Here is a 24,885-nt window from a genome sequence, read left to right as displayed (position 1 = left end):
TCTAGCGTTTGAGCACACCATCCTTAATTACTGTCCAAACAAAGTCCCCGATATCCTTAGCGGTATATCGTCCGCCCTCGTTGAACCATGTTGCCACCCAATTTAACGCTCCCAGTCCGATTAGGCGCAAAAGATCACGATCGACATTGGATCGAATCAAGTCCTGAGAGGACAATGATTGCAGCATCGCAGACCAAAGAAGCTCGTATCTATCTCGGAGATCAATCATTTCCTTACGGGATGAACCGTGTAATGAGCGCCATTCAAACAGGAGAACATAGACCATATCCGACCCACCAACCAACAATTCAAGGTGGGCATTGATCCCTTGTCGCAACTGCTCAAGGGGCTCCTCTTCTCCCCGAATAGCTTCGGACAACGCCATCGAGGCTTGCTCAAGCGCGAGTCTCATCAGGTCTACCAGGATGCTTTCCTTGGAGGGGTAACGATAATGCAGGCTTCCGGGCAACATGTCACAAGCTTCGGCGATTTCCTTAACGGTAGTTTTATCGAACCCCTTTTGACGAAATAGACGAGCTGCAGCACCGAGCACAAACACTCGATCCGCCTCCGCCACCGGCGTTACCTGATTTTTCTTTCTTCCCACAAGGCACTCCCATGCTGTAAGCCTTTGATTCTAGCATTCCTTTTAAAGTCGGCCCAGCCTTCCTGGCCGATGGCACTATTCGATCTATACAGATAAAAACACGCTGTCTACCTTATAATCTTGAATTTGGTTGGTCATACAAATAAAGTCCAATGAATGCACTTTACTTGGGAGCGATCCAATGGCTCTGGCAAACCGCAAGATTGGTTACGACGAGGTTGTAACCCGTGACATTCACTTTCCCATGAACATCGAAAACGTGGCTCGCCACTGGTTTCGCAACGACCCGTGGTCCACTCACTGGATGAATGCCATTCTCGCCGCCGTCCCCGACGGTGAACGCTGGGTGATGAATTCTGCAAGACGGCAGCTTGGCAAGCTTGACGATCCAGAAGTGCTGAACGCAGCTAAAGAATTCATTCGCCAGGAGCGCATTCATGCTCGTGAGCACGATGAAATGAACGCCATCGGCGTGCAACACGGGGTTCCCATCGACAAGGTTGAAGGCGTGTTCAAGCTGATCCGTAAGCAACTCCAACACCGCCTCAGTGACGATATGCAGAGCTCCATCGCAGCGGCGTTTGAACATTTCACGGCCATTATTTCCTCGGTACTGCTTGAGCACCCGGAGCTGTTTGACGAAACCCACCCGGATTTGCGTGCCATGCTCTACTGGCACTTTGTCGAAGAAACCGAGCACAAGAGCGTCAGTTATGACGTCTTCGTCGATGCCAGTGGTGGTGGCTACCGCAGTTACCGACTGCGTATCAGTGGCATGCTACTGGCCATTGCCCTGGGCTTCCCCATTATGATCGGCAACCAGACCTATCTGCTCTACAAGGATCGTCAAATTCTGAATTTGTGGTCCGCCGCCAAAATGACCAAAGTCCTGTTCTGGCGTCCCGGCATTCTTTCCAAGGTACTCGCTGGCGTGCCCCCCTATTTCTCCCCCACTTTCCACCCGTGGGATGACGATAACCGTGATGTAATCCGGATCTGGAAACGCGCCTACGAAAGAACTGGCGACCCTCATAAGGCCTATCAAGCGCTCAGAGACCACCGAGCCAACAATGTACACGGTACATTCGAAACGCCACAACCTGAACCCGCATGGGGGCAGGCATGAAAAAGAAACCCTTGCACCCGTCAACTCAGGCGGCAGCTGTCATCACCGGGGCGGGTAGCGGCATCGGTCGTAGCTTTGCTTACGAAGTTGCCCGTCGAGGCGGTTCGGTACTGTGTGTCGATATCAATGAAGAGCGCGCCGAACAGGTGGCGATCAGCCTGCGAGCACTCGGTACTCACGCGGTAGCCCTGGGGTGTGATGTCGGCGATGAAAAACAGATGGCATACCTGGCGGAAAATGCCGAGCCTTTGCTCGGCAGGCCGGTAACCCTGGTAATCAACAACGCCGGCGTCGGCCTCGGTGGCCCAATCGGCGAGGTGTCACTTGAAGATTGGCACTGGTGCATGAACGTCAATCTATGGGGAGTTATTCACGGCTGCCATTATTTTGCCCCTCAGCTTCGCGATCTGGGCTATGGAGGCATCATCAATGTGGCCTCTGCTGCCGCATTCGGGTCCGCCCCGGAAATGGCCGCCTACAACGTCACCAAGGCAGGGGTACTGGCCCTGTCCGAAACGCTGTCTTCTGAACTGACCGGAACCGGCGTAAAAATCACGGCCCTGTGCCCAACCGTGGTCCCGACCAATATCGTCGAGAATGGGCGCCTGCCTGAACGTCGCCGTGACTTTGCCCGTTCAGCGATGACCCGCTATGCCCTCACCAACGCCGACCAGGTGGCCCGACAGACCCTCAGTGCCCTTGATCGAGGTGAGCTTTACATGCTGCCACAAATTGACGGCCGGCTTGCCTGGCGGTTGAAACGCCTGACGCCACGACTATACGCCCGCGCGATTGGCGAAGCTTACAGAATGCTGGCTGATTAAACCGCATTTGAGGAAACGGAACACGCAAGGAATTCAATATGGCCTCCATTCCTACAACAATTTTGAAGCTACTTTTTCGCGCCGGCATGAAGCGTGATATACGCGACCCGGACAAACTGGTAAGACATCTTCGCAGGGTGATGAACGCGCCTTTGGCCCCCTCTCTGCTGCCACGCGGAGTGCGACTCAAGCGAGGCAAGGTTGCAGGAATAGCTGGCCACTGGCTAGGCACCGCAGACCCACAAATCACCATACTCTACCTGCATGGTGGCGCCTTCATCGGCGGGCGGCTTGATACCTATCACCACTTTTGTGGCCGTTTGGCTCACGCCCTGAATGCGCGGGTCTTTCTTCCGGATTACCGACTAGCCCCTGAGCACCCCTTCCCGGCAGCAACGGATGACGCCTTTAATGTGTATCGTGAACTGATCGCAGACCCTCGCCCTGTGGTCATTGCAGGAGACTCTGCGGGAGGCAACCTGACGTTAGTCACATTGCTGCGTGCCCGTGATCAGCTGCTGAAAATGCCGGCTTGCGCCCTCGCCATTTCGCCGGCATCGGATGCGCGAGGCACCCTGATGTCCAGACAGGCGAATAGCGACAGCGATACCATGCTTTCCCATGGCATGATTGAGGTGGCAACGGATATCTATCTGGCCGGCGCGGACCCCGCTCACCCGTATGCCTCACCAATCACCGCGGATTTCACCGGCTTGCCCCCTCTACTTTTCACTGTCAGTAGCGAAGAGTGTCTGCGCGACGATACCCATGCAGCAGCACAATGCGCGCGAGATGCGGGGGTGCCCGTGCAGGTTCTGGAGCGCGATGATATGCCGCACGTGTGGCCCGTATTCACCTTTTTGCTACCAGAGGCAAAGCAGGACTTCCCTACCATCGTCCGAATTCTGGAAAAGTATCTGACCAGCAATAACGTCGGCAAAGCCCCATCCCAAACGGTCAATGCTAGCGATAGCACCATAGTTGAGGTTGCATCATGAATATGGCTGCTGTTGCAATCCATAACCCTCGTCCCAGCGTTACTCCTGATCATGAAGTCATTATCATCGGCGCGGGAATTTCTGGAATTGGTGCGGCAATCCAGCTGCGTGCCGATGGCATCAAAGATATCTTGATCCTTGAGCGAAGCAAGGATGTGGGAGGAACCTGGCGCGACAACCGTTATCCGGGAATCGCTGTCGACATTACCTCGTTTACCTATTCATTTTCCTTCGAACAAAACGCAAATTGGTCTCGCGTTTTTGCGCCGGGAAACGAGCTTTACCAGTATACAAGACAGGTAACAAGCAAGTATGGCATCTACCCACTGATTCGCTTTGGTGTCGAAGTCGCTAGCGCCCGTTTTGATCTCGACAGCCATGTCTGGTTGATCGATCTTACGGATGGCAGGCGACTTAGTGCACGCCATATTGTCTCGGCCTGTGGCGGTTTGATATCACCCAAGATGCCAGATATTGAAGGGCTTGATACGTTCCAGGGCAATGTCATTCACACTGCACGCTGGCCAGATGACCTTGATCTTAGTGACAAGCGAGTAGCGGTAATAGGCACTGGCGCCACTGCAGTGCAACTGATTCCGAAAATTGCCGGCAAGGCCCGCCAATTGGATGTCTACCAGCGCACCCCCATCTGGGTACTGAAAAAACCCGATCATAGCCTGCCCGGCTGGATCAAGACTCTGTTCCGAACCGTACCGGGCCTGCAACGCACCCTTCGGGGCGCCACCGATACCGCCAGTGAAACCCTGATGGTGCTTTCAGCAATTTATTATCGCCAGGCCCCCTGGCTGGTCCGCATGTGCGAAAAGGCGGGCATAAACAACTTGCGCGAACAACTGCCCAACCGCAAAGACCTGTGGGAGAAACTGACACCGAAATACGGCTTCGGCTGTAAAAGACCAACCTTCTCCAACGACTATTTCCGCACCTTCGGCCGGGACAACGTCGAGCTGGTGACGACGCCGATCAAACGCATCACCTCCCGTGGCATCACCACCGAAGACGGCCGCTCACGACGCATAGATACCTTGATCCTCGCCACCGGTTACAAAACCTTCGAGAAAGGAAATATTCCCTCGTTCGACGTCATCGGCAGCAACAACATCAATTTGGGCGATTTCTGGCATGACTACCGTTACCAGGCCTATGAAGGGTTGACCATTCCGGGCTACCCGAACTTTTACATCATGCTCGGTCCCTATGCCCTTATCGGCACCTCTTACTTCAAGATGGTCGAAGGGAATGCCATCCACCTCTCTCGCTGTATTCGCGAAGCCAACCGACGTGGAGCCAGCCAAGTGGAAATACGTCAGTCCGTCCATGACGCGTATTTCCGCAATATCCAGAAACGCCAGCAAAACACCGTGTTCCTTAACCACAACTGCGCGCTGTCGAACAGTTATTACTTCGACCATCATGGTGACGCGCCAATGCTGCGGCCCTCTACCTCTCTGGAAATGCTGTGGCGAGCCAAGCATTTACCGATGGATCACTACCGGTTCAGTGTACTGGCCGGGCACACTCCCAGCAGACACGACGGCGGGAGACAAGCCTGTGAGCCACATCCCCAGCTGCCAGAGAAGGGCATTCCGGCAAAACAAACAGATAACAATTCTCAGTGACTGTGCCAGAGAAAGTGTGTAGCCTGCTTGTACATGTCACGCCAGCAGAGCTCTCCAGATCCAGTTGACCGTGCGCTTTAGCGCTGCCCAGGAGGCGTTACACCACTCGATAACCCATGCCTGGTCAGCAACAGAACACGGCATCTCGTCATAGACGACGACTGGGCGTCACGCATTAATGTGTGACATTACCGGAGCGCCAGAGCACAACGTCATTACAGTCATGGACACAGACAGCTAAGCCTGAGACCAATATTGGTTGTTTAACCAAACAAACAGAAAATCAGAACAACTCACCATCTATAACCAGAACAGCCCCCTTTAGGAGCCTGAAATGTCTGCAAAAAAAACAAAACGGTTACCTCTCCTTTTCTTCACGTGCACTACAGCATTGCTCTCACCCGGCTTGGCCATTGGCGGTGCTGGCGACGGAGCGAGCACTTATGGGCTAGGCCCGATGAATGCCGGCACTGCCTTGGCATTCAGTCCTTTTGCATCCAACAGCTGGTCGGTGTACTACAACCCGGCCGCCATGGCCCGCTCCCCGGAGGGCGAACTGGGAGTCATTCTGCAGTATGGCGACCAGGAATTACGTGCCAAATCACTGGGAGGAACAGACCCTTTGGAGCGAGAGAATGTTATCCTCTCTGATACCAGTTCCGAACTACTATTAATTGGCTTGAAAAGCCGCATCGCCGGCATTTCCAGCATCGACAAGCCCATTTACTTTGGGCTGAACGTGGGTGTAGACCAATACTCGTCCAACCTATTGCCCTATCAGGCCAATACCAGCGAGGAAGGGCAGTTTCTACGCTATGAGTCTCAGCCACTTTATCTCGCCTTTGGTGGCGCTATCAGCAACGTCCTGAGGGGCGTTGACGTCGGCGCATCAGCACGTCTTACCCTCCAGGCCAAAGCCAACCTGGAAGCAGTTTCAGACCTTGGCGGCAACACAGACTCTGAAAAACTTTCCCTGGAAGCCTCTCCATCCCTATCACCGGCACTAGGTATCAATATCCGCTCTGGAGAAATGTTCTGCGGTACAAGCGAGTGCATGCCTTTTGGAATGGATAAGATGGAGCTGGCTCTTTTCTGGCGGGGGGAAAGTAGCTATGAGGTATCCGTGGATGCCAATGTGGTTGTGCCGGGAGTTATCCCTGAACCAGGCCTGAGCCTAGCGCTTAGTACAATTGATACCTATCAACCTGAAGTTCTCGGCGCAGCCATTTTGCTTCCCGTTGGCAAATTCGAATTGACGGCAGGCATTGAGCAGCACAATTGGTCTGCGCTTGAAAGCGAGTTTGCCGACGATACTATTCGCGATCAGGCTAATCTAGCGTTTGACGACATCACCATTCCCCGAATTGGCGTTAGCTATCAGTGGTCAGAGTCAATGAAACTCTTTGCAGGCGCAGCCCTGGAGGACTCACCTTTAAAATCCAGCCGATCCCAGGACGTTAACTATCTTGACACCGATAAAAAGGTTTTCGGTCTGGGTGCCAGCTACCGTCTGTCCAGCGCACCAATAATTGAAATGCCATTAGAACTCGCCTTCGCTTACCAATATCAAATGCTGGATGAAGCTGATTTTGAATTGACCTCCATCAACTCTCCCACCGATCCAGATTCTTATGAAACGGTAAGGGCTGATGGTGAGATAAACGTATTTTCTGCCTCTCTGTCGCTAAAGTTTTAAGAACAGACATGCGATTAATACCAGGAGAAGAGCAATGAATAATAATTCCAGCACAATCCATCAGTTTTTTACTATTCTGGCGATCGCCATAGCAGCCCTTCTGACCGGATGCGGTGGCGACAAGGGCGATGTAAACAATCCCTGGAGCACACCAGAGACACTAATTTTTTCATACCCTTATCCCGGCCAGACAGAAGTGCCAGTTACCGCGCCAGTGATCCTGCGATTTTCCTCTGCACTTGAGCAAGAGGTTATTGATGACATTGACTCACGCCTACAGCTGGCCAGTGATACTGATGGGAATACCGTCATGGTTGACTATCAAGTGGTAGACAATGGCAGAGGCCTGGCCCTGTATCCTCAATCGCAGCTGGCTCCGGCTGAAGGGTACCATCTGGTTGTCAACGATGGTGGCTTAGGAGCCATTGATGACGACTCCGTGAACCGCGTTGGCTTTCGGACTGCAGGCAGTCAAGACGGCGCATCGCAAAGCATGGGAAGCGGCTCTTTCACTCTGCTTTCAGCCACTCCTTTAGACCAACCGTCATTGCTAGAGTCAATTGATGATGCCAGGCGTCCCAACGACATGAGCACCCTCAGGATGTCGTTTAACCAGACGGTTGACCCAGTCAGCACAGCATATGGCGAAACCGGATCGGTTCAACTTCGTGACAACCTGGGCAAGCTGGTTCCCGCCTCCCTCTTCTTGCGGGGCCGTTACCTGACACTAGATCCTGAGCAAGATCTACAACCTGTTGAACACACACTGACGATTGCTGGGCTGCGCGCCCAGACTACCGGTGAACAGTTACCGGTGTACAATCGTACTTTTGTACCGAAAACGACACTTCCCCGTGCTACATCCATTCTCAAAGTTGGCAGCCTTGGAGCTGAGCAACCTGAACTAGCGTCAATTTTAACCGGCAACCCGATCAATCAGGTACCAGTACAATCCTTTGTATTGGGAGATGATTCATTTACCGTATTGAGCGGGAATCTAGCAGCAGATCTGGCTTTTGCTCCCAACTTTCCTGATGCCGTTCCTCTGCGAGTCCCCGCTGGTTCCGTACTGCGAGGCACCGACGTCGACGTCAATATACTGGGCGAAGTACCGTCCGGGCTAGAAACCGGTGAAGTCACCATCACGATACTCAGCGACGCTAATGGGTATCTGATCCCGAATCCTTTCAGTGATTCCCCATCGGTCCCCCGCTATGCCCTTCTTAATATGGATGCAGCAATGACAGCTGAGGGTACAGAACCCAATGCGGCTCTCAGCCAGAATCTGCTAAATGTGCAGGTGGCGGGTTTAGCCATTGTAAAAGATGGTGTGCTGGTACTGGATGCGGTCAGTGTGGTTGAACTTGAAGTGCTGGGCTTAGAGAGGGCATCTGGCCTGCTCTCATTTCGCATGGAGGCCTATCAAAACCAGCGCCAAGCGCCTACCCCAAGCCCAGATACACGGCCCTTGCAGCTCCAGTCTTGGGCACCGGGGGAAACGTTCCAACCCAATGCAAGACCTGGTGACCCCGTTATCCTGAACTTCAACAAACCATTGGACCCAGCTTCGGTTTTCATTGACGGTGCTGTACAGGTTTCTGTTGATGGTGTAGTAACGAAGTACCCAATGCGACACGATGGCGCCACGATTGTCATCGGGGGAGATATCCTTCAACACGGAAAAGACGTCCAGCTCGCCCTCACCAGCCTGCTCCGAGATACGCAGGGGAACCCGCTCAACCAGGACCAGACACTCAATATCCGTCTGCCGGACTTCGTTCTTCCCAATGGCAGCACCAATGAGTTACGTGCACCACTTGTCGCGGCTGTTTTTCCCGGTTACCCCTGTGCATTAACCGGTGTCCGTCTTACTGGCGAAAGAGAGACTTGGCGCAATGGCCGATGTGTAGGAGGTAAAAATAGCGACCCGCTCTATCCTGTACCGAATCTGTTCAGTGATTTAAGTATTCGAGCCATCTTTAGCCGCAGTATCGACGCCGACACGGTTAATGATCAGACTTTTGTTGTTGAACACTTTGATACCAACAATAACGAATGGGAGCCCATCAATGGTCGTCTCAAGGTGCTTGCCCAGAGAGTAGAGTTTTTTCCGGACAACCCCTGGCAGATTGGCGAGCTTTATCGCTACACCCTGCACTCCGAGAGGTACTACCCTGTTTGTGGCACCAATGCCATATGTTCAACCGATGGTGCACCGATACAAACACGTCAAATCTCTCAGTCCAGTTCCACAGCCCCAGAACTTAGAGAAGGAGGCCCAGACCTAACCAATCACTTCGTTGTAACAGGGGAAGAGGACCAGATCACCCGTGTATCGTTACGCTCTCTGCCGGTTGCAGATGTTAACGCTAATCTTAGTATCGATGACAACGAGCAAGGTGCGGTTCCCGACGGTAACGGCGGAGCAACTGCCGATGCCAACTTCCTAAAGCTTAGGCTAAAAAGCAGATCGGGAGTAGTAACCAGTGCCAACATTGGCTGTGGTATAGGCGAGGATTGCCCGGAAAAGAAATATGCCTTTGTCGGGTCAGGCGCCTTGCAAGCCGGGGTAAGCCAGTATGAGCCGGATGTCACCATCAACCGACGCCTCATCGACAGCGACCCAATGACATCAAATGAAGTCACCGGCGCCGTCATTGCCAAAGTCTTCCCTACCGTTCTCTCAACGACCAGTGTCTTTCTGGAAGCTCGCGCAATTATACCAGGTTTACTCGACATACCGCTGGACACCGGTCCTCTGGTACTTCGATTGGGATACGAAAACAATCAACCCATTACGGGCTATATCACCGAAACCCCGGATGGCCCCTGGTTCAGTACTACGTTTGATCTCATGGTGGATGCACCAGAGTTAGAACCACGGCTAATTATAGAACTCGGGCATGACATCCGCAGCAAAGTAATTACCGGAGTCACCCTCGAAGGCCCCCTGCGCTTTGTCGATGATGGTCGTCTGATTCTCAAAGTCCGTAACCCCGACCCTCTCATCATACCGGCCAACATTGATCTCTTGGGAATCGGCTTGGCGGGTGTTGAGCTGGAAGTCCCCCCCCTCGGCGTAGATCTGACCTTTACCTTTTTGCCGGTAAAAGATTTTTAATATATTCCCCTTGTGCTAACGCACTTTCATGCCCCCTTTATGGGGGCTTTTTTCTGTCCTCACCGTATGCCACACCGCTGAATGATCATCAATATCGTCAAATAGGACTTTTCTTTGTGTAGAAGAAACGCTAATATTTGGTTGTTTGGCCAAATAAATAAATGCCTATAATGATGCATCCTCACGACAGCCTCGCAAGCCTTGCCTACAGCGATTCAAAGCACTCACCGGAATCTGGCAGGGATATACAGTTCCCGGGAAACGGCGGGTTGGTTCTTAGTGCAACCCAGTTCGGGGACCCGAAGTCACCGCAGGTGCTTTTGCTGCATGGCGGCGGACAGACCCGTCATGCCTGGGCGCACACGGCAACAGCTCTGGCCAGATCAGGGTACTGCGCTACCTGCATTGATGCCCGCGGTCATGGTCAAAGCCAGTGGTGCCCTGAAGGGGATTACAGCGGCACCGCGCTGGTATCAGACCTCCGCGCCATCATCCAATCACTTCCCACATCACCTTATATCGTGGGAGCGTCAATGGGCGGACTGACGGCCATGCTTACCCTTGGGGAGGAGCCCCCCTTGCCCTGTCGAGGTCTGGTACTGGTGGATGTGGCCCCACGGCTTGAGACCAAAGGCGTTCGCCGGGTGATTGAGTTCATGCGCCGCCACCCTGACGGTTTCGACTCTCTGGATCAGGTTCAGGATGCCGTGGCTGCCTATAACCCAACACGAAAAGCACCATCAAGCTCACAGGGCTTGCGAAAGAACCTCCGCCAGGACGCTAATGGCCGTCTCCATTGGCACTGGGATCCTGCGTTTCTTGATCATGCGGTAATCCCTGAAGCAAATGAAGGCATGTTCGGCCGAGCGCGACTCAATCTTGCAGCAAGCAAACTCAAATTACCGATATTACTCATCCGCGGCCATCACAGTGATGTACTCAGCGAAGCAGGAGCCCAGGAATTATTAGCCCTGGTGCCACATGCCAAGTACCGAGTAATCCATCAAGCAGGTCATATGGTAGCGGGTGACCGCAACAGTATTTTTACCGGAGCAGTGCTGGACTTTCTTCAGCACCTTGACCCGCAAGGAAATCACATACGCTCCACCGATCGGAGACTTACACCATGAAACATAAACACCTCGACGTGCTGATCATTGGCGCGGGCCTTTCCGGCGTCGGTGCGGCTTGTCACCTAAGCCGCAAGTGCCCAGATCTACGCTATGGCATCCTTGAGCGACGCAAGCGCGTTGGTGGCACCTGGGATTTATTTCGCTATCCCGGCATCCGTTCGGACTCCGATATGTTCACACTCGGCTATAACTTTCGGCCTTGGACAGACACCAAGATGCTTGCCGATGGCCCCTCTATTCGCAATTACATCGAAGAAACCGCTGAGCATCATCAGGTCCACAAGAAAATTCATTTTGGCCTGAAAGTCACTGCCGAGGACTGGAGCAGCGAATTCAATCGCTGGACGGTTACCGCGTTGAACGAGGAAACCGGTGAAGAAGAAGTTTTCACCGCTGGGTTTGTCCTCAACTGTACCGGTTATTATAACTATGACGCCGGCTACACACCGAAAATTCCTGGAATCAATCGCTTTGGCGGCGACGTAATTCACCCGCAGCACTGGCCAGATAACTACGACTATACGGGTAAGCGAGTTGTCGTGATCGGCAGCGGCGCCACCGCCGTAACACTGGTGCCCGCGATGACCGACCGCGCTGCGCATGTCACCATGTTACAGCGCTCCCCTACTTATGTTGCCTCCGTCCCTGAGCAAGATCTCATCTCGAAAAACCTGCGCCGAGTACTGCCAGAAATGCTTGTTTACCGCATGGCGCGCACACGCAATATCCTGCTGCAGAGAACCGTATTTAACCTATCGATTCGTAAGCCCAAAGCGATCCGCAGATTACTGCTGGCCGCTGCTCGCAAACAACTGGGGCCGGATATCGACATGAAGCATTTTCAACCTCACTACAACCCATGGGAGGAACGAATGTGCGCAGTTCCCAAGGGGGATCTGTTCAAGGTGCTTCGTGAAGGCAAGGCTTCCGTGGTGACGGATCATATAAAAAATGTCACCAAAACCGGTATAAAACTGGAATCTGGGGATTGGATACCTGCCGATATTATCGTCACAGCTACCGGTCTGGATTTGCAAATGTTGGGCGGCGCAGAGCTACGTGTTGATGGTACGCACGTCAATCTCTCAAACACCATGATGTACAAAGGCTTAATGCTTGAAAAAGTGCCTAATATGGCACTGGTCTTTGGCTATACCAACGCGTCCTGGACCCTCAAGGCAGATATTGCCTCCGAATTTGTTTGTCGGCTTCTCAAGCATATGCGCAAGACAGGCGCAGAAAAGGTGACCCCTATCGACGAGGAAGGGTGTGGCTCTGATGTCAACTTTCTCAACCTTCGATCTGGCTACATTCAACGTGCTGATGACCGCCTGCCACGCCAAGGCAACAAAGATCCTTGGCAAAACCTCAACGATTATCTTCACGACCTGCCGGCGCTTCGTTATGGAAAAATGAATGATGGCCACCTTAAATTCGAAACGACAAACCTACATAAAACGAAACGCAATCTCGTCCAAAAACTTCTGAGCAACACATCAATATAGAGGCGCAACGATGAAATCATTTTCAGGAAAAGTCGCGGCGATCACTGGCGCCGGGTCGGGCATCGGGCAAGCCACGGCGATTGCTCTAGCAAAAGAAGGTTGCCACTTAGCGATCTCTGATATCAGCGAAGAAAGCCTAGAGAAGACGGTCGAATTACTGGCAGGCTACGCCGTCAACATCAGCACTCATGTTGTTGATGTCAGCAACAAAAATGCGGTTTATCAATACGCGGAAGATACCGTATCAACACACGGAAAAGTAAATCTCATCATGAACAATGCCGGTGTGGGACTGGGTGAGACCGTCGAGAACATGAGCTATGAAAACTTTGAATGGCTGATGAATATCAATTTCTGGGGTGTCGTATACGGTACAAAGGCATTTCTTCCCCATCTCCAGAAAATAGGTGAAGGCCATATCGTCAATATCTCCAGCGTTTTCGGCATTATCGGTGTTCCAACCCAGTCAGCCTACAACGCCGCAAAATTTGCTGTTCGCGGATTTACAGAATCATTACGTGAAGAGCTGGATATCGCGGGCGGCCTTGTCAGCGCGACTTGCGTTCATCCAGGTGGAGTAAAGACTAACATCGCGCGTAATAGTCGCATGGGAGACATGGGCAGCATGAACATGGGCGACAAAGAAGAGATTGCCAGCATGTTCGAAAAAATTGCCATGACCACACCCGAAGCTGCCGCTAGAACCATCCTGAAAGGCGTGCGGAAAAACCGGCGAAGAGTTTTGGTAGGCGGTGACGCGGTCATGCTGGACACCACACAGAGACTGATACCCACAGGCTACCAACGCTTGCTTGAAATTATGTTTAAAAAACAGCAAAGCAGCAAAAATAAAAAAACGCATCAGGGCATGGCCTGACATTTTTCTCTTTAACTATCACATTATTGATTGGAGGCGATATGCGCTCGTCTAATACGGTAAAAAGCATTAAGAAACTCAGCGGCGCGCTGGTGGGCATTCCACCGCGTCATATCAATTTTCAATTTCCGGATTCCATTCCAAAGTATTTTTATGCTGGAAATGCCACAGCAACGACTTTCTTTGCCATGCTCTCCGGTTTTTTCCCACCTGGTGAACGCTATTTCATGGAGTCCGTTAGACACTTTCGTGGTCAGGTTAAGGACGAATCTCTACGGGCGGCCATATCGGGCTTCATGGGGCAGGAGGCCATTCACGGACGAGAGCACGACAGGCTGAACCAGATTCTCGCCGAGTACGGCTATGACATGCAGTCGCCAGATCGGTTTGTCAAAATTGGCTTGGCCATACTAGAGAAGTTGCCGCCGAGCACTCGGCTAGCCGCCACCACGTTTATGGAGCATTTTACTGCGCTTCTCGCCGAGCAGCTGCTTGAAGACGAGAATTTTGTACGCCAGGCAGACCCTGAGATGATCAAAATATGGCAGTGGCATGCTCTCGAAGAGCTGGAACACAAATCTGTTGCCTACGACGTATATGAGCTTATTGGTAACAGCCGTACAGAGCGCGTGGCTGCAGCCCTCGCCTCGATGGTCGTCTTGCTGCCGATGCTGGGCATCACCTGGAGCTGGATGCTTGTCAAAGACGGCCAGCTCGGCAACATCAGCGATAATGTTAAAGGTCTGAATATTTTGCTAGGTCGTAACGGGTTTGTATCGCAAATCCTTTCGCGCCTTCCTGAGTTCATTCAGCCGGATTTCCACCCTGATCAACATGACACCAAAGGGCTGGAAAAACTGTGGCGTGAGAAGTTGTTCGCTGAAGGTGGCCAACTGCATGAGCTGTATAGCAATCCGGCGGCATAATAATGCTCAAGGGGGTTTAGGGAACCTCTGAATAGTTGACGACTCTGTCACCACCGTTTGCTAAAAGACACACAAAAAAATGCCGGAATTGCTTCCATGCAACTCCGGCATTACACCTTTTATCATAGCTTTTCTCTAGCCGATCTTTATTGCGCATCCTCTAGAATGAATTGTGCCGCTCGCTCGCCAATCATCATACATGGCGCGTTCGTATTACCACTGATCAACAGTGGCATGATCGAGGCATCGGCGACACGCAACCCCTTCACACCGTTTACCCGCAGACGGACATCCACCACCGCTTTTTCATCACTACCCATTCGGCAAGTGCCGACGGGATGGTAGATTGTTTCAGCGCGCTGGCGAATATCCGCGTCAATCTGGTCATCACTCTCCACGCTGGAAGCCGGTTCGTCATCACCGCCAAAAGCAGAGCTGAAAGAATGACTGTGAAACACTTTTCTGGCTAGTTTCACGCCTTCACGGAGCACAAGAATATCGTCAGGATGAGAAAGATAGTTTGGGTCTATCAAAGGCGCAGCAAATGGATCGCTATTGGCCAATCGAATCTGTCCTCGACTCTTAGGCCTGAGTTGGCACACATGAATCGTACAACCAAACCCAGGCGTCAACTGACGTCCATGATCTCGAAGATAAGCCGGTAAAAAGTGTAGCTGAGCATCCGGACGATCCGGCTCGCTGAGCAGGCTGACAAAAGCCCCTGCTTCCGCCGCGTTACTGGCAAGAAAGCCGCGCCGATGACGAAAATACTGGTAGAAGGCACTAATCAGCCGAGGTATAAAAAACGGTGACATGCCGATTGATTGACGGCTTTTGTCCTTGATCATGACGGTCATATCAAGGTGATCTTGAAGGTTCTCCCCAACTTCCGGCGAGTCTTGCAAACAGGTGATGCCGATTTTCGATAGGTGCTCTCGCTCTCCAATACCCGACAACATCAGCAACTGAGGGCTATTGATCGCCCCACCGGACAGGATGACTTCTTTGTTCGTACGAATGACCGATTGAGCACCATCACTATCACAAATTTCGACGCCAATCGCCCTGCCGCAATCCAGTAACACCTTGGTTACCTGCACATCCGTCATGATGTGCAGGTTATCGCGGCCACGTGCAGGATCCAGGAAAGCACGCGCGGCACTCCATCTGCGCCCTTCTTTTTGTGTTACCTGAAACCGGCCAAAGCCTTTCTGTTCCGGCCCGTTAAAATCATCGTTTCGGGTATAACCCAGCTCTTCACCGGACTTAATAAACAGCGGGGTTAACGGGTTAACATCCCTGACTCGGGTAACATTCAGTGGCCCACCCACACCATGCCAATTGTCAGCGGAGTATTGTTCATTGTTTTCATGTGCATTGAATACCGGCTGCACATCTTTCCACGCCCACCCTGTTGCGCCTTGCGCTGCCCAGTCATCATAGTCTTGTTGTTGGCCTCGAATGTAGACCATGGCATTGATTGAGCTGCTGCCCCCCAGTGTTTTTCCTCGCGGCCAGTAGAGGCGCCTTTTATTAAGGTGACTCTGTGGCGCGGTGTCGTAGCCCCAGTTTCGCTTTCCTTGTTTAATTAGACCGATGAGTCCAAACGGAATATTAATAAAACCGCTATTATCGTGGGGGCCGGCCTCAATAAGACAAACGGAATACTTGCCGCACTCGCTTAACCGGTTGGCAAGAACACAGCCCGAAGAGCCCGCCCCTACGACGATAAAATCAAACGACTTCATTTTGCTTCTCCCCCGCCTGAATAAACCGTGACATGTGGTGCTCTCGGTCGCCATGACTCAATGATGCATGTGTCACCAGACGGAAGTAATGGCCAATGTTCAGCTCTTCCGTAACACCAACGCCACCATGGATCTGGATACCTTGCTGAGTGATACCAACGGCCCGGTTTGCGTAGTAAGCCTTTGCCGCCGCTGTCGCGCGCCCGCGCTCACAGACGTTTGCGCTCTCTCCTTTTACTGACACCATCAAGAGCATGGATTCCAGCTGCTGGAGATCAATAAACGCATCAACAAGGTAGTGCTGGATTACCTGAAAACTGCCAATCGTTGTACCAAACTGTTTACGCGTTCGAGCGTATTCCAGAGTGGCCTGATACACCTCTCGGCAGGCGCCGTACATACGTGCGCAGTCCAATGCGCACAGATAATCGAACCAGGCAGAAACCGCTTGCTTTGCCGCATCACCACGACACAAAACCATTTCGTCTGTGATGAGCACATCATCAAGCGTCAAACTGGCAGCACGGCTTCCATCGAGCAGTCGATATCTTTCAACGTCACAGGCGTCGAAAGGTAGCGCGACAATGGCCAACTCATCACCAGACATAGCGGAGACGAGCACGGCGTCTGCAACGCCACCATCAGACACAACGTGCTTCTGCCCGGAAAGTCGTTCTCCGTTTAGCCTCAAGGAAGGGTTCAGCACGTGATAACCGGCATGCCGGTCATAAAGACCGCAAGCCACACGTGCCTCACCAGAAATAATGCGATCAAGCAACGCCAAGGATGTTGGCGTATTGGCGAACTCCAATAACTTGCCGGGGGAAACAATTAAATCGACAAAAGGGTCAAGACAAAGCGCGGCTCCTAACTCCTGAACAATGGCGCACACGTCAAGCAATGAGCCGCCATACCCTCCAACAGATTCAGCAAACGGAAGGCCAAACCAACCCAAATCATTCATGGCCTGCCAGCGATTCGCTTCAAGGTGATTACTCTCATTCAACTGTGCAATGTAGCTGTCAAATGAATAGTTGTCTTTAAGATAACGGCGCGCGGTATCCGCAATCATGGTGGTATTTTCGGGTAACTTGAAATCCATTTTTCACCTCACAATCCGAGCAACATCTTCGCCAACACGTTTTTCTGGATCTCGTTAGATCCACCATAGATGGTGCACGCACGCAGGAAGTTATAGCGGCGACTGGCCTGATTAAAAATTTGCTCCCCAATGGGCTCCTCGTTATCCCATGGCAAAGACATCAAACCTCCGATTTCCACCATCGCCTGGGAAACCCTTTGCTGTAGTTCCGTGCCTTTGATTTTCAGTCCTGACGATTCTGGGCCGAACGGCTTGCCTTCATCTGTGGCAGCAACGGTGCGAAAGTTGGTGTATTCCAGTGCCATAAGATCGACTTCCAAGCCAGCCAACCGACGCACCGCCAACTGCTTATCTGTTTCCGTTGGTAGCGCATCGATAGCACTTTTAAGGCGATTGATTTCGTAGTGAATATCCGCCACACCGGCAATGGTGGTGCGTTCGTGGGTAAGAAGAAACTTGGCAATGGTCCACCCCATTCCTTCTTGACCCACCAAATTTTCCACAGGCACTTTCACGTCGGTAAAATAGACTTCGTTAAGGTGATGATGCCCATCAATTGAATAAATCGGCCGTACTTCAAGCCCGGGGGTTTTCATATCGATCAGCAGGAATGAAATACCCTGCTGCTGTTTCACGGTGCTATCCGTTCGCACCAAGCAAAACATCATGTCTGCCCAATGGGCCTGTGTCGTCCAGATTTTTTGACCATTAACCAAATAATGGTCGCCATTACGCGTGGCTCGCGTTTTTAACGAGGCCAGATCTGAGCCCGCATTGGGCTCAGAATAACCTTGGCACCATAGCGTTTCGCCACGCTGAATGCCGGGCAACCACCGTTCCTTCTGTGCTTCAGAACCAAAGGTATATAACACCGGCCCAACCATGGCCACACCAAAAGGACTTGTTGGCGGAGCCCCTGCCGAGGCGCGTTCCTGATCGAAAATATACCGCTGGGTTGCACTCCACCCCGGGCCACCAAATTGTTCTGGCCAAGTAGACGTGAGCCAACCTTGACTGCCCAGCAAACGCTCCCATCGTTGCTGCATATTCTTGTCTGGCATCGCTCCTCGGGCAGTACAGCGCCGAATATCATCAGGCACATTTTCCTTCATCCACTGCCGGATACTCTTACGAAATTCTTTTTCTTCATTACTGAAATCCAGATTCATGGAAGCCTCCAAGCCAATAAATTTCGCAATACAAGGTTATCGATTACTCAATTAACCTGTTTACCGTTGTTCTCCCAAAAGGGGGCTCGCAGTTCGTTTTTCAGCACCTTGCCTGCCCCACTCACCGGCAACGACTCGGCCTTAAACTCAACGCTACGAGGCACTTTGTAACCTGCAATTCGTTCACGGCAATGTTCGATAATCTCTGCCTCACTGGCGTGCTCTCCTTCACGCAGCACCACGATTGCATGCACAGCTTCACCCCAGCGCTCATCAGGAATACCGATTACCGCGCACTCCTGTACCGCAGGATGGCTATAAATGGCACCTTCAACTTCAACAGAGAAAATATTTTCTCCACCGCTAATTACCATGTCCTTGGCTCGATCAACGATGAAGACAAATCCATCCTCGTCCATGTAGCCAAGGTCGCCGGTATGTAGCCAACCATTGCGCAAGGTATCAGCGGTTGTTGATTCCATTCCCCAGTAACCCAACATGACGTTTGGTCCCCGCGCACATATTTCGCCAACCGTACCTTGAGATACCACCTGATCATTTTCATCAAGCACCAACACCTCCACACCCAGTGCTGCGCGACCGGCGCTACGTAATTTTTCTCCGCCGGGAATGTGATGTTCTGGCCCGAGTGAGGTAATGATTGGGGAGGCTTCGGTCTGACCATAGCCCTGAGCAAATGACACTGTCGGCATTTGTTCCATAGCACTAATCAATACCGCCTCTGGCATTGGCGAGGCGCCATACAGCATGCGTTTTATGCTGCTGACATCGTAATTGGCGATGCGACCAGATGAGGCTAGAAGATTGACCATGGTCGGCACCAGCAGGGTGTTCGTGACTTTCTCCTGCTCAATGAAAGCCAGCACTTCATCAACATCAAAGCGAGGAACAATGCCATGTGTCCCCGCAGCCAGTGTCACGGCGAACGTGCTGGCCATATCAGCCAAGTGGAACATGGGCCCGGCATGCATATATATGGTGTCACTGTCATAGCCCATCTCGGCAACCACGTTCAGGGCATTGAATACCAGGTTGTCATGACTCAGCATCACGCCTTTTGACCGCCCAGTGGTACCACCGGTATAAAACAGCCCCGCCAGATCGTCACCGCCAGCATTGGCGTCACGGATTCGATCGGCGTTGGCGACAAGGGATTCATAATCAATACACCCTTGTGGACACTCACCCTCGCCCATGAAGACAACATGCTTGATAGACTCAAGCTGTGGCTGTAGGGATGGCAGCAATGCTGCAAAGGTGTCATCAACGAAAAGCACTTTAGAACCTGAGTCATTCAAGGTATAGGCGATTTCAGGTGGTGCGAGCCGAATATTGACGGGATTCACTGCCGCACCGGCCCACGGCACTGCATAGAAATACTCCAGGTAGCGATCGCTGTTTAACGCCAGTATGGCAACCCTGTCACCCGCATTGACGCCCAGACTTAGCAACCCGTTAGCAAGGCATGCGATACGGTCTTCAAACTCTCGCCAAGTTTGCCGCCGGCCAGCAAAAACGGTAGCCGTACCTTGGCCGTTTAATTGAACCGCACGGCGCAAAGTCTGTGAAATATACATAACAGAACTCCTCTATTGAGGCAGAAAAGGAAGGGGGGAGGGTTGTTTATAGATTGGACTAGCTGGAAGTGAGGACTCTCTTATAAATGAAGCGACCTCGGGAAACCTGGGCGCCATCAAGAAACACATCCACAACAACCACAAGGAAGCGCTTTCCTTCACGAATAATGCTCGGCTTCGCTACCAACGTACCCGCAAAGGCCGGACGCAAATAATCCAGAGTCATACTGGAACATACTGGCTTATTTTGTTCAGTCTGATTTGCTGTTAAGTGCGCGCCCGCAACAAGCTCCGCGAAGCTTGCGATAATACCGCCATGAAAAGTCTTGATCAGAGGGTTGCCAATGTGCTGCTCGCGAAACGGCATTTTATAGGTTGCTTCGCCGTTATCGTCCGAGGCCGTCATACCAAGAAATTTTTCGTATGGTGATGCTTCGACAACCACAGTAGAGAGAGCGGTTACCCTTTCTGTTTCGAAGCTGATGATTCCTTCATCATCGATTGTGTTTTTCTTGGAGGCGGCTCTCTTATTGCTAGCATTCACAGATTGATCAAAGGACGGGCCTGCGGTTCCTATCGCAAAACTGCCTGATACCGACGCCAGCAAATTGTCGCCATCACGCCCAAATGCCTCTCCACGGACATAGGCAATATTCTCTTCAACTGCAAAACAGGTGACATTACATGCCACCCCTTCGCCAGCCTCGGGTTTAGCGATGAAATCAACGCGCAAGTCAATTGTCGCAATTGGGCGCATGTCGCCGAGGCGCACAAAAATCGCCAAACCACATGCCGTATCAAGCAAGGTAGCGATGGCGCCTTGATGAACCGCACCCTGTTGATCACAAACCTCTGCCACACAGGGCATACTCATTACGGCGCCATCGTTAGTAATGTCATCCATTGCAATACCAAAAGCATTAAACAACGGATGTCCAGAACCAAAAAAAGCCTTTGCAGCAAGCAGTTCTCTCGGGAGTGATTTTTCAGCTGTCATAGTTAGGAACTTTTATATAACAATGTTAAAGCGGCATCCGCATATCGGGTTTCTGCAGCACGTACAGATTCAATGGCGTCCGTTATTGCTTCTTCAGGGAATGTTTCACTTTCGGATCCCTTTCGCAGGCAGTCGGCCAGAGCGGACCATGCCGCAGCACTCGTGCGCATCAACTCGACCAAGCCTGCCTCATGTATTTCAGGAACAATTTCACTCGCCTCATCGAGAAATTCTGAATACATCACTCTAAAACCGCCGCCCCCCGTTCCACGCTTCTCGATCACTTGATAGGCAAAACGGAGCAACCATTGCCATTTATCCACTGCCTTCCAGCGAGGAAGTTCCTGGATCCAAGTTGTTAGCGCTTGAATACCGTGATTCCTGCTTCCTTGCAGGAGATTATCTGCATTCCTCACAATCGCACTGCGCACGTTCTCGGCAGACACCTGAACCGAAACACTTTCGGGTGCGAACAATGAACCATGATGGATAAAGGGTGGCGACAAGGAGAATCTGGCTTCAACCAGCTTGTCACGAGGCACCTCTAAAAGCCCTGGGCGCTCGGTATCGCTAACAAGCATCGTCTCGCCCTTCTCGGCTCGCTGCCAGGCGACGATGGCGTGACCGGGGAAATGTGTACTGCTCTTGAAATAAGGAAGGTAAAAAATATCAGTTAAGAGAAGCGCAGGCCGCCCCGCATCAAGATGGGCATCCAGCGCATCGGCGGCAGCACATTTATCTTGCCAAGTTTCCCAGCGAAACGGCACGCCCAGTGTAGAGAACACCGTTTCCTCAAATCCCATTGAACGGACATGGACAATAAACGGGGTGTCCGTGCCTGGTATTTCTACATAAGTAATACCAAGCCCGGCACCCAGCCCGAAGCAGAAAGCTTCCGTCAAATTAAGCCCATGAAACTCCAGCAGGTCTCTGATAGCTGAACTGCCACAGTGACGCCCAGGCCGATGTGTATGAGGAACATCGACGGTACTGGGGATATCCTGCTTGCCTCCATGCATCAGGCTGCCTCACTCACTGGAGCCGGACCGTAAATGGTTTCCGACGCCCGCATCGGATCTCCATGAGTCTCATACTCCGCCAACCACGCGGCAACCTTCTCTGGCATACCGGTATCCCAAGGGTGGAACCCAGGGCGGAACCAAGCGAGGAAATCAGGCAGCATGCCTGTGAGAATACCTTTTCGCCCATAAAGCTTGTTCAGGCCCCGCAGAATCACACCAGGCTGGCGCGTTACGCCATCAAGCTTGAGCATATTCCAAAATACTGGAGCCACGACAAGGTGAACCATCAGGGTCGCAACCACCAACGCAGACGCGCGCGTCAAGTAGCCTCCACCTGCTGCGCCCTGATAAAGATCATAGGCCACGGCCTTGTGCTCTACTTCTTCGACCCCGTGCCACAGAAATAGCGCTCTCATGACGGGGTCAGCCTCGCTAAACATCTCGCTCTTCTCGCTGACCATGGTTTCGCCCAAGGTTGCCGTAAAGTGCTCAAACGCCGCCGTCATGGCGAGCTGATACTTCTTCGGCAGGTACTTTTGTGTGGTGCGAATAAACGTCCTTAGATTCGCCGTTACCTTATCCACGTCTACACCCTGGCTTGCCATAACATCGTTAAAGCGATCATGGACAATCCCATGCTGACCTTCTTGCCGAATAAAGTGGCGAATATCCTCACTCAGCTGATCATCTGTCACCTGATCCTTGAAGTTACGCACTGATTGGATAAAGAAGCGCTCTCCCTCCGGGAAATGCACTGAGAGAGCATCAAAAAAGCGGGTCAGCACGGGGTCACCGCCATTCCAGTGCCGTGGCACTGATGAGACATCAAAGGCGACTTTGCGCGGCTGAATAGGGATAGATTTCATGGCTCCTCCAAATAGACAGGGCTCTTCAGGATGGTCAAGCCGCAAAAAAAGCGGCACTTTCGAATATCTTATTTGGTCATACAACCAAATGTCAATGCCAGAGGAATAATTCAAACCACCAACAGCATATGAACGAACCCGGGCGATCATCCAACCCCTTACAACACAGCCATCCACACCAAGATCAAATAACTGGCTACTTTACCGTCTAGTTGGTACATTAAGTAGACCATGTAGTTCGTACTAGGAACCGCCATGAACACCGCCTCTACTCGTGACATGATCTTGGATGCTGCTCAGCGCATAGCCGTAGAGCACGGATCCGGGCGCATTACCCTTGACAAAGTTGCCCGTGAAAGCGGCTTCAGCAAAGGCGGACTTCTCTACCACTTTGCCACTAAAGAAGCTCTACTCCAGGCAATGCTCGAACGCCTAATCGCCCGCACCAGAACAGTTCGCGAGACGCATGAGCAAACGTTGTCGGGCCAGCCCTGGAGCGTCCTGCGCGCCATGCTTGCAGCACGGATGGATCCTGATGTGCTCGACCCCAGGGTCACCATGGCCATACTGACCTCCGCCGCTGAGCAGCCGGCCCTGCTCGACCCGCTGCGTCAATACATTCAGCAAACCCGCAAACATATCCTCGAAGAAGAACGGGAATCTCCCACGGCATGGTTGCTGTGGGCAGCCGCCGACGGCCTGCTGTTCCAGGAATTACTTGATATCTCACCGGTACCCAGCGACCAACGCAGGCTGGTTTACCAACAACTGCAACGACTGGCCAAGGATCTGCTCAAATGAGACAAAATCCAGCATCCTTTTCCGGCATGCATGCACACGCCAAAAGCGTGTCACCAATACCGCTACGCAATGGCTGCATTACTCTTGCTATCTTTGTCTACGCTACCCTGTTGCTGTCAGCCTGCGGCGGCAATGATAAAGCTGCAATGGAGCCCCGTACGGTCCGACTCTACCAAGTCAGCAGTAATAAAAACTTTCAAGCAGCTCGCCACTTCGTCGGTCGCGTCGAGGCAGTCAACACAGTAGACCTGTCTTTTCAGGTGAGTGGCCGCATCATCGATATGCCGGTCCATCAGGGCAAGTTTGTTGCTAAGGGGACACTAATCGCCGCGCTTGATTCATCTGATTACCAACTCGCGGTGCGCGAAGCTGAACTGCAACTCGAACAGGCCTCGCGCGATCTTGAGAGAACCCGTACCTTGTTCGAACGCGGCACACTGCCGCAAGCAAAATTCGATCAGGCCGAAACCGCACACAAACTGCGCAAAGTTGCTCTTGTTACAGCACAAAGAAACCTTGCCTACACACGCATCCTCGCACCGTTCGATGCACTGGTAACACGACGACTGGTCGATCCGTTCACCAACGTACACGCTGGCGCAAAAATCGTGCGAGTGCAAAACGTGGAGGAATTCCGTGTGCACATCAACGTCCCGGAAAACTTGATGGCGACTCTTGAATCACCGGAACGACTGATGGCCGACGCAATTTTCGGTAACGACTCGGAGCATCCGTTGCCGCTCAAATATCACGAACATGAAACCGAGCCGAATTCCGTAGCACAATCCTATCGCGTCACCTTCAGCTTGGCGCCCCAGCACGAAAAGACAATTTTACCGGGTATGACCGTTACGGTGCGTGTAAGTGAAGCCAGCAACCGCCCGGATGCCATGATTGACATTCCTCAGTCCGCACTTGACAGCGATGCCGAAGGCAATTTCCGTGTGTGGGTTTACCAACCGAAAAAATCTGTGGTGACTGCACAGACGGTCAAGGTACATGGCTTCACCAAGCAGGGCCACGCTCTGGTCGCCGGTCTCTCAGGTAACGAACAGGTTGTTAGTGCTGGCGTGCGGCTATTGCACGATAACATGCACGTAACCCCATTCAACGGATTCTGAGAGGGCGC

Annotated in this window: 20 protein-coding genes; 12 read left to right on the top strand and 8 right to left on the bottom strand. The window is 52.3% G+C overall.

Annotation, left to right across the window (positions count from 1 at the left end):
* Nucleotide 1: 1 nt before the first annotated feature.
* On the bottom strand, nucleotides 2-607 hold the full coding sequence (locus HF945_RS02050) for a TetR/AcrR family transcriptional regulator (protein WP_290524120.1): 606 nt from the start codon (nucleotides 605-607) through the stop codon (nucleotides 2-4).
* Between the two features lie 181 nt (nucleotides 608-788).
* Between HF945_RS02050 and HF945_RS02045 the strand changes: the two genes are divergently transcribed.
* The 10 genes from HF945_RS02045 (at nucleotide 789) to HF945_RS02000 (ending at nucleotide 14,453) form a co-directional block, all read left to right on the top strand.
* A complete protein-coding gene (locus HF945_RS02045) occupies nucleotides 789-1,733 on the top strand; it encodes a metal-dependent hydrolase (protein ID WP_008930237.1) in 945 nt (314 codons plus the stop codon).
* Nucleotides 1,718-2,557, top strand: coding sequence for an SDR family NAD(P)-dependent oxidoreductase (locus HF945_RS02040; RefSeq protein WP_022983810.1), 840 nt, complete (start codon nucleotides 1,718-1,720; stop codon nucleotides 2,555-2,557). The genes HF945_RS02045 and HF945_RS02040 overlap by 16 nt, the downstream gene beginning before the upstream one ends.
* Before the next feature lie 38 nt (nucleotides 2,558-2,595).
* Nucleotides 2,596-3,555 (top strand): alpha/beta hydrolase, encoded by a 960-nt coding sequence (locus tag HF945_RS02035; protein ID WP_290524119.1) that lies wholly within the window; start codon nucleotides 2,596-2,598, stop codon nucleotides 3,553-3,555.
* Entirely contained in the window at nucleotides 3,552-5,195 is a 1,644-nt protein-coding gene (locus HF945_RS02030) for an NAD(P)/FAD-dependent oxidoreductase (RefSeq protein ID WP_290524118.1), read from the top strand. The genes HF945_RS02035 and HF945_RS02030 overlap by 4 nt, the downstream gene beginning before the upstream one ends.
* Nucleotides 5,196-5,529: 334 nt before the next feature.
* Nucleotides 5,530-6,891, top strand: a complete 1,362-nt coding sequence (locus HF945_RS02025; RefSeq protein ID WP_290524117.1) for an outer membrane protein transport protein — start codon at nucleotides 5,530-5,532, stop codon at nucleotides 6,889-6,891.
* A gap of 34 nt (nucleotides 6,892-6,925) precedes the next feature.
* Entirely contained in the window at nucleotides 6,926-10,012 is a 3,087-nt protein-coding gene (locus tag HF945_RS02020) for an Ig-like domain-containing protein (protein WP_290524116.1), read from the top strand.
* 161 nt (nucleotides 10,013-10,173) lie between these two features.
* Nucleotides 10,174-11,142 (top strand): alpha/beta hydrolase, encoded by a 969-nt coding sequence (locus tag HF945_RS02015; RefSeq protein WP_363969278.1) that lies wholly within the window; start codon nucleotides 10,174-10,176, stop codon nucleotides 11,140-11,142.
* Nucleotides 11,139-12,650: an NAD(P)/FAD-dependent oxidoreductase gene (locus HF945_RS02010; RefSeq protein ID WP_008930244.1), complete on the top strand. Its 1,512-nt coding sequence runs from the start codon at nucleotides 11,139-11,141 to the stop codon at nucleotides 12,648-12,650. Before HF945_RS02015 ends, HF945_RS02010 begins: the two co-directional genes overlap by 4 nt.
* A 10-nt stretch (nucleotides 12,651-12,660) precedes the next feature.
* Nucleotides 12,661-13,527 carry an SDR family oxidoreductase gene (locus tag HF945_RS02005; protein WP_007150445.1) on the top strand — a complete coding sequence of 289 codons (867 nt, stop codon included), beginning with the start codon at nucleotides 12,661-12,663 and terminating at the stop codon, nucleotides 13,525-13,527.
* 41 nt (nucleotides 13,528-13,568) lie between these two features.
* Nucleotides 13,569-14,453 carry a metal-dependent hydrolase gene (locus HF945_RS02000; protein WP_008930245.1) on the top strand — a complete coding sequence of 295 codons (885 nt, stop codon included), beginning with the start codon at nucleotides 13,569-13,571 and terminating at the stop codon, nucleotides 14,451-14,453.
* A gap of 146 nt (nucleotides 14,454-14,599) precedes the next feature.
* Here the strand turns inward: HF945_RS02000 and HF945_RS01995 are convergent, their stop codons facing one another.
* From HF945_RS01995 to HF945_RS01965, 7 genes are read right to left on the bottom strand one after another with little or no spacing between them, the layout of a single operon-like run.
* Nucleotides 14,600-16,201 (bottom strand): GMC family oxidoreductase N-terminal domain-containing protein, encoded by a 1,602-nt coding sequence (locus HF945_RS01995; RefSeq protein WP_007150726.1) that lies wholly within the window; start codon nucleotides 16,199-16,201, stop codon nucleotides 14,600-14,602.
* Nucleotides 16,188-17,303 (bottom strand): acyl-CoA dehydrogenase family protein, encoded by a 1,116-nt coding sequence (locus HF945_RS01990; protein ID WP_008930247.1) that lies wholly within the window; start codon nucleotides 17,301-17,303, stop codon nucleotides 16,188-16,190. The genes HF945_RS01995 and HF945_RS01990 overlap by 14 nt, the downstream gene beginning before the upstream one ends.
* Before the next feature lie 8 nt (nucleotides 17,304-17,311).
* Nucleotides 17,312-18,472, bottom strand: coding sequence for an acyl-CoA dehydrogenase family protein (locus tag HF945_RS01985; protein WP_290524115.1), 1,161 nt, complete (start codon nucleotides 18,470-18,472; stop codon nucleotides 17,312-17,314).
* Nucleotides 18,473-18,519: 47 nt separating this feature from the next.
* Nucleotides 18,520-20,070, bottom strand: a complete 1,551-nt coding sequence (locus tag HF945_RS01980) for a long-chain-fatty-acid--CoA ligase (protein WP_290524114.1) — start codon at nucleotides 20,068-20,070, stop codon at nucleotides 18,520-18,522.
* Between the two features lie 58 nt (nucleotides 20,071-20,128).
* A complete protein-coding gene (locus HF945_RS01975) occupies nucleotides 20,129-21,067 on the bottom strand; it encodes a PaaI family thioesterase (protein WP_290524113.1) in 939 nt (312 codons plus the stop codon).
* Nucleotides 21,068-21,069: 2 nt separating this feature from the next.
* Complete coding sequence (locus tag HF945_RS01970) at nucleotides 21,070-22,086, bottom strand: BtrH N-terminal domain-containing protein (RefSeq protein ID WP_290524112.1); 1,017 nt, start codon at nucleotides 22,084-22,086, stop codon at nucleotides 21,070-21,072.
* Nucleotides 22,086-22,955 carry a metal-dependent hydrolase gene (locus tag HF945_RS01965; protein WP_153501857.1) on the bottom strand — a complete coding sequence of 290 codons (870 nt, stop codon included), beginning with the start codon at nucleotides 22,953-22,955 and terminating at the stop codon, nucleotides 22,086-22,088. Before HF945_RS01965 ends, HF945_RS01970 begins: the two co-directional genes overlap by 1 nt.
* Nucleotides 22,956-23,210: 255 nt before the next feature.
* On the opposite strand from HF945_RS01965, the gene HF945_RS01960 reads away from it, so the two are divergent.
* Together HF945_RS01960 and HF945_RS01955 are read left to right on the top strand one after the other, a co-directional pair.
* Nucleotides 23,211-23,756 (top strand): TetR/AcrR family transcriptional regulator, encoded by a 546-nt coding sequence (locus HF945_RS01960; RefSeq protein ID WP_290524111.1) that lies wholly within the window; start codon nucleotides 23,211-23,213, stop codon nucleotides 23,754-23,756.
* Complete coding sequence (locus HF945_RS01955) at nucleotides 23,753-24,877, top strand: efflux RND transporter periplasmic adaptor subunit (RefSeq protein WP_290524110.1); 1,125 nt, start codon at nucleotides 23,753-23,755, stop codon at nucleotides 24,875-24,877. The genes HF945_RS01960 and HF945_RS01955 overlap by 4 nt, the downstream gene beginning before the upstream one ends.
* Nucleotides 24,878-24,885: the final 8 nt, after the last annotated feature.

Origin of the sequence: Alcanivorax sp. (assembly GCF_017794965.1) — a bacterium.
Taxonomy (GTDB): Bacteria; Pseudomonadota; Gammaproteobacteria; order Pseudomonadales; family Alcanivoracaceae; genus Alcanivorax.
The sequence above is the reverse complement of the archived record's forward strand: the minus strand, read 5'-3'. Positions and strand labels throughout refer to the sequence as shown.